10 protein-coding genes are annotated in these 15,692 nt (G+C 35.9%); all 10 read left to right on the forward strand.

Going from position 1 to position 15,692, the window contains the following annotated elements:
• Window positions 1–8 precede the first annotated feature (8 nt).
• A complete protein-coding gene (gene hppD, locus IIF7_RS07345) occupies window positions 9–1,151 on the forward strand; it encodes a 4-hydroxyphenylpyruvate dioxygenase (protein ID WP_084841042.1) in 1,143 nt (380 codons plus the stop codon).
• A gap of 296 nt (window positions 1,152–1,447) precedes the next feature.
• Window positions 1,448–2,224 (forward strand): DUF3108 domain-containing protein, encoded by a 777-nt coding sequence (locus IIF7_RS07350; protein ID WP_084841043.1) that lies wholly within the window; start codon window positions 1,448–1,450, stop codon window positions 2,222–2,224.
• Window position 2,225: 1 nt separating this feature from the next.
• A complete protein-coding gene (locus tag IIF7_RS07355; RefSeq protein ID WP_084841044.1) occupies window positions 2,226–3,191 on the forward strand; it encodes a tryptophan 2,3-dioxygenase family protein in 966 nt (321 codons plus the stop codon).
• Between the two features lie 3 nt (window positions 3,192–3,194).
• Window positions 3,195–4,427: a peptidoglycan DD-metalloendopeptidase family protein gene (locus IIF7_RS07360; RefSeq protein WP_084841045.1), complete on the forward strand. Its 1,233-nt coding sequence runs from the start codon at window positions 3,195–3,197 to the stop codon at window positions 4,425–4,427.
• Window positions 4,428–4,494: 67 nt separating this feature from the next.
• The gene (gene pgi, locus IIF7_RS07365) at window positions 4,495–6,129 is read left to right on the forward strand and encodes a glucose-6-phosphate isomerase (protein ID WP_084841046.1); all 1,635 of its coding nucleotides are present in this window, start codon (window positions 4,495–4,497) and stop codon (window positions 6,127–6,129) included.
• A 261-nt stretch (window positions 6,130–6,390) separates the two neighbouring features.
• A complete protein-coding gene (locus IIF7_RS07370; protein ID WP_084841047.1) occupies window positions 6,391–9,009 on the forward strand; it encodes a TonB-dependent receptor in 2,619 nt (872 codons plus the stop codon).
• Window positions 9,010–9,188: 179 nt separating this feature from the next.
• Entirely contained in the window at window positions 9,189–11,726 is a 2,538-nt protein-coding gene (locus tag IIF7_RS07375; protein WP_084841048.1) for a TonB-dependent receptor, read from the forward strand.
• Window positions 11,727–11,738: 12 nt separating this feature from the next.
• A complete protein-coding gene (locus tag IIF7_RS07380; protein WP_084841049.1) occupies window positions 11,739–13,427 on the forward strand; it encodes a nuclear transport factor 2 family protein in 1,689 nt (562 codons plus the stop codon).
• A gap of 121 nt (window positions 13,428–13,548) precedes the next feature.
• A complete protein-coding gene (locus IIF7_RS07385; RefSeq protein WP_084841050.1) occupies window positions 13,549–15,198 on the forward strand; it encodes an Ig-like domain-containing protein in 1,650 nt (549 codons plus the stop codon).
• Window positions 15,199–15,223: 25 nt separating this feature from the next.
• Window positions 15,224–15,661 (forward strand): hypothetical protein, encoded by a 438-nt coding sequence (locus tag IIF7_RS07390; RefSeq protein ID WP_084841051.1) that lies wholly within the window; start codon window positions 15,224–15,226, stop codon window positions 15,659–15,661.
• The last annotated feature ends 31 nt before the right edge of the window (window positions 15,662–15,692 follow it).

Consider the following 15,692-nt stretch of genomic DNA (forward strand, 5'->3'; position numbering starts at 1 on the left):
TTAAGATTATGTCTAAAGATAATTCATCCTTACAATTAGAAAAAGTAATTCCTGAAGCAGAAGATTTTCTTCCCATCTTGGGGACAGATTTTGTAGAGCTTTATGTTGGGAATGCAAAGCAGGCTGCATATTATTATCAGCATGCCTGGGGATTTCAGCCGGTGGCTTATTCTGGTTTAGAAACCGGAAGAAAGGATAGCGTATCCTATGTGTTGCAGCAGGGAAAAATCAGGATCGTACTTACTTCGCCGCTACAACCTTCCGGAGAAATAAATGCGCATATCGATAAACATGGTGACGGGGTAAAATTTGTGGCACTTTGGGTAGATGATGCAAGAAAAAGTTATGAAGAAACCACCAAAAGAGGAGCAGAAAGTTATGTAGAACCTTATGAGCTGGAAGATGAACATGGTAAAGTAGTGATCTCTGGAATTCATACTTATGGAGAGACTATTCATCTTTTTATTGAAAGAGGTGATTATGAAGGAGCTTTTTTGCCGGGTTATAGAACTTATGCTCCGCTTGCAAAATCTCCAGAAACCGGATTGAAGTATATCGACCACATGGTAGGTAATGTAGGTTGGAACGAGATGAATAAATGGTGCGAATTTTATGCAAAAGTGATGGGGTTTGCGCAAATGGTTTCTTTTGACGATAAAGACATCTCTACAGATTACACGGCTTTAATGAGTAAGGTAATGAGTAACGGGAATGGGCGAATTAAATTCCCTATAAACGAACCAGCAGAAGGAAAAAAGAAATCACAGATCGAAGAATATATTGATTTTTATAATGGCGCTGGGGTACAACATATCGCTTTAGCTACAGATAATATTATAGAAACAGTAACAGCTTTGCGTGATCGCGGGGTAGAATTTTTATATGTTCCAGAAACTTATTATGACGATCTGTTAGATCGTGTTGGTGAGATCGATGAAGATCTAGAACCGCTAAAGGAACTGGGAGTATTGGTAGATCGTGATGATGAAGGCTATTTATTACAGATCTTTACCAAGCCGGTTTTAGACAGGCCAACTATGTTTTTTGAAATAATACAAAGAAAAGGAGCGCAATCTTTTGGAAAAGGGAACTTTAAAGCCTTGTTTGAAGCTATCGAAAGAGAGCAGGATTTGCGAGGAACGCTAAATTAATTAGAATTTATTAAGGTTTACCGAAATTAAAAGCCTCTTCTTTGTCTAAAAATCAATGTTTTAGTTAAAGTTTATTTTTGGCTTTTTTTAATTGGATTAAATGCAGAATTTTGCGCTCGCATTTTTGGAGTGGTTACCAAATTTGTTTTTTCATAATTTAAGTTTTAGTTGGTTAATAAGACAAAAAACCTCGTCATTAATTTGATGGGGTTTTTTGTTTTGATACATTTGGAATAGTAATTGTAAATCTACTTAAAAGATAGTCATTTAAGAAACACTATTTCAAATTTAAACCAATGATTAAAAGACTTACGATTACATTAATTCTCTTCTTTTTTGCGCTTACTTCGCACGAAGCTCAAACTGCTTATGATGCGGGTGAGTGGTTTAAATTCAGGATTCATTACGGGCCTTTTAATGCAAGCTATGCGACACTTCAGGTAAATGAAGAATATTTAAATAGTAAGCCTGTATTTCATGTGGTGGGAGAAGGTAAATCTACCGGGATGTTGCATTGGTTTTTTAAAGTAAACGATAATTACGAAACTTACATTGATCGTAAAACCGGGCATCCTTATAAATTTATACGTCAAATCGACGAAGGTGGGCATACTAAGGATTTAGAGATCGATTTTGATCATAAATCGAATACGGCCTATGTTCATGATAGAAAGCATAATAAGAAAAAGACCTACTCTACGAAGGAAAATATCCACGATATGTTGTCTGCATTTTACTATCTTCGCAGCAATATAAATGAGGAGGCGCTGCAACCTGGTCACGAAATTTTCCTTAACCTTTTTATCGATGATGAAAATATGGATTTTAAGGTTAAATTTTTGGGTAGGGAAGTGATAAAAACCAAGTTTGGAAAAGTAAATGCGCTTAAGTTTAGGCCTTACGTGATGGCAGGTAGAGTTTTTAAAGAGCAGGAGAGCCTTACCTTTTGGGTAAGTGACGATAAAAATAAAGTGCCTTTAAAAATCGAAGCCGATCTTGCAGTAGGATCTCTCGATGCAGATCTTGATGCTTACAAAGGGCTAAAATATCCCTTCAGGATTATCGTAGATTAACATGGAAATTAAACCAGAAATAGCCGAGAGAATAGAATTACTGGAAGAGAAATTCAGAAATTCTGGTCAGGATATGGGTTCTTATCTGGATGGTTTGCTATACGATCGTTATTTAACCTACTGGGATTATATAAGTTTGGATACATTACTGAGTTTGCAAAAACCAGAAACACATTTTCCAGACGAAGAAATTTTTCTAACCTATCACCAGATAACCGAGTTATATTTTAAGCTCATTATACACGAGCAAAAGCAGGTAATCGAAAATCCTAATTTAACCGCTTCTTATTTTATTGAGAAGCTGAATAGGATGATTCGTTATTTTAGAGTACTTATCAATTCTTTTGATGTAATGATTAAAGGAATGGAGCGCGAACAGTTTTTGCAATTCCGAATGGCCTTATTACCGGCAAGCGGTTTCCAGTCGGCTCAGTTTAGAATGATCGAGTTTTATTCTACTCCGGTTGAAAATCTTGTAGAGCATAAGATTAGAAAACATTTCAATTTAGAAAATTCGGTAGAAGAGTTATTTGATAATATTTACTGGAAAAAAGGTGGTATAGACCTAAAAACCGGTGAAAAAACCTTAACCTTAAAACAATTCGAAAAAAGATATACGCCCCGCTTTTTAAGAATTGCTAACGAGGTTAAAGGAAAGACGTTGTATGGCCGTTATCAAAGCCTGGCTGCTTCAGAAAAAAACAATCCAAAATTAATTAAGGCATTACGTACTTTTGATAGTAGCGTTAACGTTAACTGGTTGTTGATGCATATTGGTGCAGCATACAGGCATCTTGATAAAGGAAACAAAACGATAAAAGCAACTGGAGGAACAAACTGGAAAGAGTTTTTACCACCAGGATTTCAAAAAATATCTTTTTTTCCTGAATTGTGGAGTGAAGAAGAGCACGAAGAATGGGGCAAAGAATGGGTAAACCACATGTTTAATACTGAAAATAAGAATTAGAAATTGAAGAAATTTAGTTTTTTATTCCTGCTGTTATTAGTTTTTGCGGGATGCAAGGAAGACACAAAAGAACAAGCTGTAGCAGAAACTAAGAAACCAGCACCTAAGCCGGTCGTAAAAGAATATGGCTTTGTTCTGGATGATTTTGATGTTGTTGTAGATACGATAGAGCGAGGGGATAATTTTGGGTACATCCTAGATCGTCACGGTGTAGATCGTGGTAAAGTTTTTGAAATTTCAGAAAAAGTAAAAGATACTTTTAATCCGGCTAGAATTACGGCTGGTAAGAAGTATCTTATTTTAAAAGCAAAAGATTCAGCCAAAACTCCGCTTCATTTTATATACCAAAATGATAAGATCAATTATACGGTTTTAAATATTGGCGATAGCATTTCAGCGTTTAAAGCTAAAAAGCCAGTTTCGATAAAAAGAAGGGAAGTTTCTGGAGTAGTAACTTCATCACTTTCTGAAGCCATGCAGGCACAGGGATTAAGTAATTTACTGGTTTATCAATTGTCAGATATTTATCAATGGAGTATCGATTTCTTTAAACTTCAGAAGGGAGATCAATTTAAAATGATCTATCACGAAAAATATATTGACGATACTATTTTTGCTGGAGTAGAAAGTGTAGAAGCAGCTGTTTTCAAACACTCAGATCGTCCTTTTTATGCGTTTAATTACGAAACTGATACGATAACCGGCCAGGCAAGTTTTTATGATGAAGAAGCAAAAGCTTTGCAGAGCTTTTTCTTAAAGGCTCCGCTTAATTATAGTAGAATTTCTTCCAGATATCAGCGAAGAAGATTTCATCCGGTACAAAAGAGATGGAAAGCGCATTTAGGAACAGATTATGCTGCACCCACCGGGACACCTATTAAAACTACGGCAGATGGTGTGGTAATAGCCTCAAGTTATACTTCTGGAAATGGTAATTATGTAAAAGTGCGCCATAATGGAAAATATACAACGCAATACCTTCACATGAGCAAACGAAATGTAAGAAATGGCCAGGCTGTTAAGCAGGGAGATGTGATAGGTTTTGTAGGGAGTACAGGATTGGCCACAGGGCCGCACGTATGTTATAGGTTTTGGGTAAATGGGAAACAGGTAGACCCTTATCGCCAAAACTTACCAACAGCTAAGAAAATTGAGGATGCTAAAAAAGATGATTATTATGCTTTTATAGAGCCGCTAAAAACAGAACTTGATAGTATACCTTATAAAAATATCTAAAACCAAGATTAATGTGTAAGATTTGGTGGTTTTTTCTACTAAGTTTTTCGCAATAAAAAATTGAAAAATGAAAAACATTAATCCAACCAAAACCGAAGCCTGGAAAAAATTAGAAGCTCATTATAACGAGACTAAAAACCAGTCTTTAAAATCACTTTTTGAGAACGATAGGGAGCGTGCTGCAAAATTCACCACTAAGTGGGAAGATTTTTATGTAGACTTTAGTAAGAATAAAATTACTGAAGAAACGAAGTCACTTCTTTTAGAACTTGCTAAAGAGTGTGGTTTAAAAGAAGCGATGGATGCTTATTTTGGCGGCGAGGCCATTAATCAAACTGAAGGAAGACCTGTTTTACATACTGCTTTAAGAGCTTCTAAGAATGCGGAAATTAAAGTGGATGGTGAAAATGTAATGACCGAAGTTGAAGAAGTGAAAGCAAAAATTAAAGCTTTTTCTTCTGAAGTTATTCAGGGAATTAGAAAAGGATATACAGATAAAGCATTTACAGATGTTGTAAATATTGGTATTGGAGGCTCAGACCTTGGGCCGGTAATGGTAACTGAAGCATTAGAGTTTTACAAGAACCATCTTAATGTTCATTTTGTTTCTAATGTAGATGGTGATCATGTTCACGAAACTATCAAGGATCTTAATCCTGAAACTACACTTTTTGTAATTGTTTCTAAGTCTTTTACTACTCAGGAAACTTTATCAAATTCAACCACAATAAGAAACTGGTTTATGAAAACTGCTCCAGAGGAAGCAGTTTCTAAACATTTTATAGCAGTGTCTAGTAACGTGCCAAAAGTAAAAGATTTTGGTATCGATGAAGACAATATTTTCCCAATGTGGGATTGGGTTGGTGGTCGTTTCTCACTTTGGAGTGCTGTTGGACTTTCTATTAGCTTAGCGATTGGATACCCTAATTTTGATGCTTTGCTAAGTGGAGCTCAAAAAATGGACGAACATTTTAAAGAAACTGAGTTCGAAAATAATATTCCGGTATTAGCTGGTCTTTTAAGTGTTTGGTATAATAACTTCTACAAAGCAGAAAGCGAAGCAATTATTCCTTATACACAATATCTGCATAGATTACCTGCATATTTACAGCAGGCAGTAATGGAAAGTAACGGTAAGAGTACAGATCGTAATGGCGATAAGGTAGATTACCAAACTGGTGCAATTATTTGGGGTGAACCTGGTACAAACTCTCAGCATGCTTTCTTCCAGTTAATTCACCAGGGAACTAAATTGATTCCTGCTGATTTTATAGGTTTTAAAGTGTCTTTATTTGATGACAAAGATCACCATAATAAACTAATGGCAAACTTCTTTGCGCAAACTGAAGCCTTGCTACAGGGAAAAACCGAGGAAGAAGTAAGAGAAGAACTTTCTGCTAAAGGGACAAGCGAAGAAGAGATTAAAGAATTATTGCCATTCAAATTGTTTGATGGAGATAAACCTACTACTTCTTTCCTTATAAATAAACTTACACCAGAGAGTTTAGGAAAGTTAGTGGCTATGTACGAACATAAGATTTTTGTACAGGGTGTTATCTGGAATATCTTTAGTTATGACCAATGGGGAGTAGAATTAGGAAAGCAATTAGCAAGTACTATTTTAAAAGATATCGATAGTAAAGAGGTAGATAATCATGATTCTTCAACAAGTAGTTTACTAAAGTTCTTCTTGGATAAGTAATTAACATATTTTTAAGATAATTTAAAAAGCACTTCATTTTGGGGTGCTTTTTTGTTTTTTTTGAAGAAATTGTGTTAAAATTTAAGTTTTGTTAACTATAACCTTTTCGTTATTTGCTGTTTATTTCATTCCTATTCAAATTATTATAATTTCGCCAGCGATTGTTAAAAGAATTAATTCTTAACATTGGGTTAAACCACTGCAATCAAGAATTAATTTCTTTTGCTTCATAACTCAAAATAAAAACAAACAAACTAACTCATGAGGAAATTATTTACCTTATTGACGCTGTTATTTGCAGCAACAGTTTTTGCACAGGGGACTATTACTGGAACGGTAATAGATGCTGAAATGAATTCTCCTTTGCCAGGAGCAACTGTAATGGTAGTAGGAACTAACAATGGTACAACTACCGATTTTGACGGAAACTTTTCTATTGATGCTGAAACAGCTACCGGAACTTTAAGAATTACCTTCGTTGGTTACGGAAGAAAGGATGTGAAATTTGATGTTTCCGGAGGGGATTTAGACCTTGGGAATCTTACCATTGCACCAGATGCAGATGCACTTTCAGAAGTAGTAGTTATTGGATCTGGAGTAATCGACTTAGAAGACGATAGACAAACTCCTATCGCTGTATCTACAGTAACCAGAGCTGAAATTCAGCAAAAATCTGTTGGTAACGTAGAATTTCCACAAGTATTAAAAAATACTCCAAACGTATATGTAACTGCTGAATCTGGAGGATTTGGTGATTCAGAAATGTTTGTACGTGGTTTCGATCAAAGTAACACTGCATTCCTTTTAAATGGTCAACCAATTAATGGAATGGAAGATGGTAACATGTACTGGTCTAACTGGTCTGGTATTACAGATATCGCTAATGCGGTACAGGTACAAAGAGGTTTAGGATCTTCTAAATTAGCAATTTCTTCAGTAGGAGGTACTGTAAACATCGTAACTAAAGCTACTAACAGAAAAGAAGGTGGTTTTGCACGTTTCTTAGTAGGTAACGGTAGTTTCGTAAAAGGTACTGCATCTTATGATACAGGAATGAATGATAATGGATGGGGATTCTCTTTCTTAGTTGATTACTGGAGAGCGCACAGCAAATGGGCAGATGGTACTAAAGGAGAAGGACAAAACTATTTCTTCTCTGTAGGTAAAAAAGCAGGAGATCATACGTTCAACTTCTTGATTACTGGTGCTCCTCAATGGCACGATCAAAACTACTCTAAAGACACAGAACTTTATGATGAGTATGGTTTAAAATACAATAATAACTACGGTTTTAGAAATGGTGAGTATTTATCATTTAGAAGAAACTACTATCATAAACCAGTTATCAACCTAAACTGGGATTGGGATATGAGTGAGGTTTCAAACCTTTCTACCGTATTATATGCTTCATTTGGACGTGGAGGAGGAACAGGAACTTACGGTAATGGTCCTGGATATATTGATAATGGAATTGATTCTATGCCAGAAGGAGCATATACAAGAAATGGTCTTGTAGATTGGGATTATATCGTAAACGAATCTAACGGGTCTGTAGCTGATGGTTACCAGTCTGGATACGATGGTACGATCCTACGTGCTTCTGTAAACAACCACGCATGGTATGGTGGTGTAACTAACTACGAATTTACAGGATTAGAAAACTTCACAATAAACGTAGGAGCAGATATTAGATTTTACAAAGGAGATCACTTCCGTCAAATCGTAGATCCTTTAGGATTAAACGGTGTTAGAGAAAACTTTGGTGGAAATGCAAACAATGTTGTAACAGCTACTTTTGATGCAAATCCATGGAGTGCTTTATTTGATTATGCAGATGAGGGTGAGCGTATCGATTATGATTATTCTGAAGATATCAACTACCAAGGTGTTTTTGGACAATTTGAATATGCAAACGACGTATTTTCTGTATTCGCTCAGGGAGCAATTTCAAATCAATCTTACAAACGTTACGATCGTGGAAACTTTGCTGCTGAAAGAGCGTCTGAAACTGAAAACAAATTTGGTTACAATGTAAAGGCTGGTGCTTCTTATACTTTTGCTGAAGGACATACTGTATTTGGTAATGCTGGTAAATATTCTAGACAACCATTCTTGGATAATATTTTCCCAAGTTATGATGATAATACAATGTTTGCTGATCCTGAAGTGGATAATGAAGAAATTACCGGTTTTGAAGCTGGATACCGTTTTGAAACTAATGACTTTACTGTTAGCTTTAATGCTTATCATACTACATGGGAAAATCGTTTCTTAAACTTTGGTGGTAATTATGAAGGAAACGGTAATAATATTGAAAATGCTGCTTTCTTATTTAGTGATATCGCACAGGTTCACCAGGGATTAGAATTAGATTTAAAATGGAAGCCAATTACAGATCTTACAATTCGCGGTTATGCAACAACTGGTAACTGGGAATATGATGGTTCTTCTCCTGTAAGAATCCGTAACAACGATAATTCAGAATTTGTAGATCAACTTAATGTAGATCTTTCTGGAACTAAAGTTGGAGGTGCTCCACAAAACTCTGCTGGTTTAGGAGTAGATTACGATGTGATTTCTAGAAAATTCAGTTTATCTGCTAACTGGAACTATTATGACAACTTATACGGTTTAGTAGATGTTGAAGATGTTGCAGAAACTTCTTTAGCTGGGGAAACTTATCAGCCAGAACAATTAAATTCTTACTCTTTAGTTGATTTTGGAGCAAGTTATACTTTCGATTTAGGAAGTGATAAAATCCAGGTGTTTGGTAACATTTATAATGTTTTAGATCACGAGTATATTACTCAAAGAGATAACTACGGTGTATTCTTTGGTAATGGTACAACTTGGAACATGGCTGTAAAATATAGCTTCTAAGAAATAAAAACATATTTTATTCTATAGAGCCCCCCTAAAAATAGGGGGGCTTTTTTTGTTAAAGCTAATGTCTGATAGTGAGAGAACAACAAAAATTTGTTAACATTGCGTTAACGTAAGATTAGGAGTTATTAACTTTTTTTGCGTCGAACTAAAATCAAATCAAACAAATTTAAAACATGAGGAAATTATTAGCTTTAGCGTTGTTTTTTGCAACGGCTACAATTTTTGCTCAGGGCACCATTACTGGTAAAGTAATGGATTCTGAAATGGATGGGCCGCTACCAGGAGCAAATGTTATGGTCGTTGGTTCTACTTCTGGTACAACTACCGATTTTGATGGGAATTTTTCATTAGATGTGAAAAGTTCAACAGGGACATTAAAAATTAGTTTTATTGGGTATATTACCAAAGAAGTACAATTTAGTCTTTCTGGAGGATCTCAGGATATAGGAGAGATTGTTCTTAATCCAGATAACAGTGCTTTAGATGAAATCGTTATTACAAGTTTTTCTCTCGCAATCGATAGAAAAACACCAGTTGCTGTCTCTACTGTAAAAGCTGAAACTATCGAAACTAAATTAGGAAACCAGGAATTCCCTGAGATTCTTAAAAGTACTCCTGGTATTTACGCTACTAAACAAGGTGGTGGATTTGGTGATGCGGAATTGAGAATGCGAGGTTTTAACTCTGAAAACATTGCGGTGATGATTAATGGTGTTCCAGTAAACGATATGGAAAATGGTCGTGTTTACTGGAGTAACTGGGCAGGACTTTCTGATGTTACCAGAACAATGCAGGTACAAAGAGGTCTTGGTGCTGCTAAAGTAGCTGTACCATCCATCGGGGGTACTGTTAACATTGTAACAAAGTCTACCGATATGGAAATGGGTGGTAACTTTATGGCAATGACCGGTAATGATGGACTTCAGAAATACGGTGCTACTGTTTCTACCGGAAAGTCTGAGAATGGCTGGGCCGCTACCGTTTCAGCATCTAAAACAAGCGGAAGTAGATTCGCAGATGGTCTTGAATTCGAGGGATATAACTACTTCCTTAATATCGCTAAAGAGATTAATGAGAATCATGAGATTTCTTTAACTGCTTTTGGTGCACCACAGGTACACGGACAAAGAGAAACTCGTCATAGATTAGAAGATTACGAAAGAAGTGATCGCGGAATTAAATTTAATGGTGACTGGGGTTACTTAAATGGAGAAGTTAAGCACGTTCAGGATAACTTTTACCATAAACCACAAATTTCATTGAATCACTATTGGACGATTAACGATAAAACAGATTTATCTACTGCTGCTTATGTATCTTTTGGTACTGGTGGAGGTGGAGGTTACTCTGGAGACGCTAACCTAAGAAGTGTAGATTCTCCTTACAGAGCTGCTCCTTACGAGCCACTAAACCTTGATATGGTAGTAGAAGAAAATGCTGCTAATGGAGCAGATGGTTCTGGAACTATTCTTTACAACTCTCGTAACGACCATTTCTGGACAGGATTGCTTTCAACTTTATCTTCAGAGGTTGCTGAAGGTTTAGAAGTAATGGGGGGTGTAGATTTAAGATACTATAAAGGAAAGCACTTTCAGGAAGTTAAAGATCTTTTAGGAGGTCAATACTGGGCAGATGATAGTAACGAAAATGATCCTACTAACTTAGCCAGAGTTGGCGATAAAATTAACTACTGGAATGATGGTTTAGTACTTTGGGAAGGAGCTTTTGCTCAGGCAGAGTATTCTAACGATATTATTTCGGCTTTTGTAAATGTTGCTGCATCCAACACTTCTTACAAAAGAATTGATTATTTTAACTATTTAGATAGTGATTCAGAGCAGGAAACTGACTGGCAAAACTTCTTTGGGTATAGTGCTAAAGGAGGTATCAACTATAACATTACAGAAAAGCATAATATTTTTGCTAACGTTGGATATTTTGAAAAAGCACCATTCTTTGATGCAGTTTTCCAGAACTATCAGAATGATATTAACGCAGATGCTGAAAACCAAAAGATCTTTAGTGCAGAGTTAGGATATGGTTTTAGAACTCAGCAATTAAGAGCAAACATCAACGTATATAGAACTTCTTGGCAGGATAGAACATTCGTTCAATCTTTTACAGATCAAGATGGTACCCCATTCTTTGCTAACATCTTAGGAGTTGATGCATTACACCAAGGGATTGAAGTAGATGTAGATTACCGTCCATTCGATAGACTTACTCTAACGGGTATGGTTTCTATTGGTGATTGGACATGGGATAACAATGTAGAAAATGTAGCCGTAGTTGATGAAAATCAAAATCAGGTAGACGAAGTGAATATTATAATCGATGGAGTTCCTGTAGGTGATGCTGCTCAAACTACAGCTGCTTTAGGAGCTAGTTTTGAAGCTTTTCCTGGAACTTTCTTAAGAGCAGATTATAACTATTACTCTAGATACTATGCAGATTTCGAACCAACTGAAAGAGGTGAAACTGGATTACCAGATCCATGGGAAATTCCAGATTATGGTCTTTTAGATCTTGGCTTAACTCATAATTTCCAATTTGGTCCTTTCGATGCTAGTATTAATGCTAACGTATTTAATGTGATCGATACAGAATACGTAAGTGATGCTCAGGATGGTTCAGGGTACAATGCAAGAACATCAACTGTATGGTATGGCTTTGGGCGTACCTATACTGTAGGAGCAAAAATTAAATTCTAAAAAAGTTAGAAAATGAAAAAATTAATATACTTATTTATAGCTTTTATTGGTCTTGCAATTACTGGTTGTGAGCCTATGGAAGATGTTCAGGATGAGATTAATGCAGAGCTGGACAGTGAAAGAGCAGTTGCCGATAGAGAATATACACTAACCGAAGATGACTATTCGGCTATAGGTCTTAATTTTCCCAACTTTAATAGCGAGGATGATGCCAGAGAGTTGATTCCTACTTTATTGGAAACACAATATCCAAATTATGGTGCCGGTTCTTCTGTAAGCGTAACTTTCGATATTTATGATCCTATGAATATCGATGAATATGCTGTAACATCACAGGATTATGAAGATGCCGGAGTAACTTATTTTCCTCAGACTTCAGCTATCAGTTCTTTTTTAGTATCTAAGTTCCCTTCTGCTGAGAGAGGAGATATTATAGAATTAACTTATCAAGGTGTAGCAGCTAACGACACTATTGAAATCACTAGTAGTAGTGATTATGATTTAATTGGTGAAGAATTCGCTGCAGATTATCCAGATCCAGCAGAAAATGTTGCAGATCACCATAGTTTCGAAATTCGAAGTGATCGTAACACTGGTTGGAGTGAAAGCATGATAAGAGAAGCTTTAACTTATATCTTATCTACTAAAGATGCCGGAGTTTCAGGTATGATCTACGAAGTAGTCTATAGAACTTATAATGGATCTTCAGGTAGTTCAAGTATGAGCTTTAGGTATGATGGTAATGCATATGTAGCGGTTACTTATGGTGAAGAGTATGTATTCCAGGAAAGTGATACAACTGCTGTTGAAGCAGCCTTAATTTCAGATTATCCAGATGCTGTGGGTAATTTAAATAGATATGGTAATTTTAACTTGAATAACTGGGATAAAGGAATGATAATAGAAGCAGCAGGTGCAGTTTTACTAGATAAATTCCCAGATACAGAGACTGGAGACAAGTATTTGTTTAGATACGAATATTACGATGGAGATTATGGAGACGATTTTGTTTCTGTAGTTTATGATGGAGAAGAGTTTGTAGAAGATATTGCAGTTTCTGTAATAGAAATGACAAACCCATTTTACTATAATAATAATGCCTGGATGATGCCATTAATACTAGAGTCTGAAGATTATACGGCAATGGGGCAACGTTATCCTAATTTCGATGATTCTGATGAAGCACTTTACAAAATAGCAATCTTTTTAGGATTAGAATATCCTTATGCTATGGAAGGCGATTTTGTATCTGTTTCTTACCAATTTTATAGTGGTTCAACTTCTACAAGATATACCAACTTCGAATTTGTTGATGGTGCTTTTAATCCAATTTCAAGTGTTAGAACATCTTCTCTTCAATTTGGTAATGTAGATGGTGAATGGGTTCCAGACAATACAATTAGATACAGTTTAGTAGGTTCTGATTATACTACTATTGCAGATGCATTAGAAGAATCGTATCCTGGTCCTGTAGATAGTATGGCTCGTTATAGCAACTTCGATCGTAGATCTAATAATAGTGCTTATTGGAGTGACGAGATGATCTTAGAAGCAATGCAAATTCTTTTAAATAGGATAGCTCCAAATGCAGAAGTTGGTCAGAAATATGTACTTACTTATGAAATTTACAACGGTTCTAATGGAACTGAAGATATTAGCTTAATTAAAAATGAAGCTGGAGAATGGGTTATTAATGAATAATCTTAATTCTTAGAATATGCTAAAACCTTCTGTCACAAAGCAGAAGGTTTTATTTTTTTAAGCTTTTTTATTTATGATATTTGTGAAACTAGAGTCAAATTAGAATTTAAATCAAGATTTAATGAAAAAGAATTTCTTTTTTGCATTCCTTTTGGGAAGTTTCTTCCTTGGATGTAGCAGTAGTGATGAGGGAACACCGAATGAACCTGGTAATTCTCAGGAAGAAAATCCAGTAGCCGTAGATGATAATTTTAGTACCATAGAGAATGTTGAAGTTACTTTTAGTGCAAACGATATCCTTCAAAACGATGAAATTGTAGATAATTCACGTATATTTTCTATAGATACAGAAAGTAGTGAAGGTGGTACAATTTCAGATAATCGTGATGGGACCTATACATATACGCCACCGGCAGATTTTCAGGGAGAAGATACTTTTATGTATTCACTTTGCGTTCCTGGGGATTCCGATAGATGTTCAGAAGCTACGATAACAGTTCAGGTAGATCAACCTGGTCCTCCAACAGCTAATGATGATAGTTATAATGTTACTGAAGATGGTACTTTAACAATTCGTAATTACGGTGAAAATGATGATCTGGTAGGTAATGCAATAATTACTGCCGTTGAATCTACAAGTGGTAATGCTACAGTTTCTATCGATAGTGAAAACAATATTGTATACGTTCCTAACGAAGGTTTTGCAGGATCAGATTCTTTCACTTATACGATCTGTAACGATGATGAGGAAACTTCTTGTGATACCGCAACCATTACCATTGAAGTGGAGGATGAAGGTAACCCTACAGCCAATGATGATGAGGTTCTTGCAAATACAGATGATGCTGAAACAATCTTTACAAATCTACTGGCTAATGATAATTTAATCGATGGTGCTACGCTTACCAGTGTAGATGATTCTTCAAGCGAAGGTACTGTAACATTAAATGACGATGGCACAGTAACCTATGTTCCGGCAGCTGGATTTACTGGCGAAGATACTTTTGAGTATTCGATTTGTGATGACGATCAGCCAGAAGCTTCCTGTAGTACCGCTACAGTAACTGTTCAGGTTGTAACTCCAATTGCCTTTAATATTCCTGCAGATTTACAGGATTATTATGCTGAAGTAACTTTTACTGAAAATTCAGATTTCTTAAAATTAGCGCTTTCCAACTTTACAGTAGCTGCACACGAAACGATCTTAGCGTATACAGATCGTCATAATTATCTGTACAGCGCAGATGCAGATCCAGACACTCCCGGAAATGTAATTTTAATGTATTCCGGAGAAAGTCGTCCAGATGACGAATATCAAACTCAGGAACCTCCAGGAGAAGGTGAAACTTTTAATACTGAGCATATTTATCCGCAATCCAGATTAAGCGCTGCAGATGCTATTACAGATCTACATCATTTAAGATCTGTAGATATTCAGGTAAACCAGGCAAGATCTAATTATTCATTTGCAGATGGAGATGGTGATTATGGAAGTGTTGGGGACGACGAGTGGTATCCTGGAGACGATTGGAAAGGTGATGTAGCCCGAATGGTTTTCTATCTTAATATTCGTTACGGAGAAAATATCGAAACGGTTGGTGACTTAGATCTTTTCCTTCAGTGGAATATAGAAGATCCGGTTTCAGCATTCGAAATGCAAAGAAATAATGTGATCGAAGCTGCACAAGGAGTACGAAACCCGTTTATCGATAATCCATATCTTGCAACACTTATTTGGGGTGGTAGTGATGCTGAAAATCGATGGGAATAACCTACTTTTGTAAAAAAAGAAAATTATGTACCAAACTGTTCAATTTATACATTCTTACTGGGCCTATTTAGTAGTTGTAATGCTAACAATTGCTGCAATAAGCGCAATTATTGGCTGGGTTTCTGGTAAAGAATATAGTGCCGGAAATTTTAGAATTTCACTTTTTACGCTTATAGTTTCTCACATTCAGTTACTTATCGGTATCGTTCTTTATTTTGTGGCTCCTTATTTTAAAATGTGGGGTGAAGTTGGAATGAGCGGAGTAATGGGCGACGATACGCTAAGATTGTATAATATGGAACATCCTCTTATGATGATTATCGCTATTGTTTTGATTACCGTAGGATATTCAAAGCACAAAAAGAAATTAACCTCTACGCCAAAATTTAAAACGCTGGCGATATTTTATACGATTGCTTTGGTGGTACTTCTTTCAAGAATTCCTTGGAATGCATGGCTATAAAAAATAGTCTTCAAAATATCAAAAATCCCCG

Origin of the sequence: Zunongwangia atlantica 22II14-10F7 (assembly GCF_002094855.1) — a bacterium.
GTDB classification, from domain to species: Bacteria; Bacteroidota; Bacteroidia; order Flavobacteriales; family Flavobacteriaceae; genus Zunongwangia; species Zunongwangia atlantica.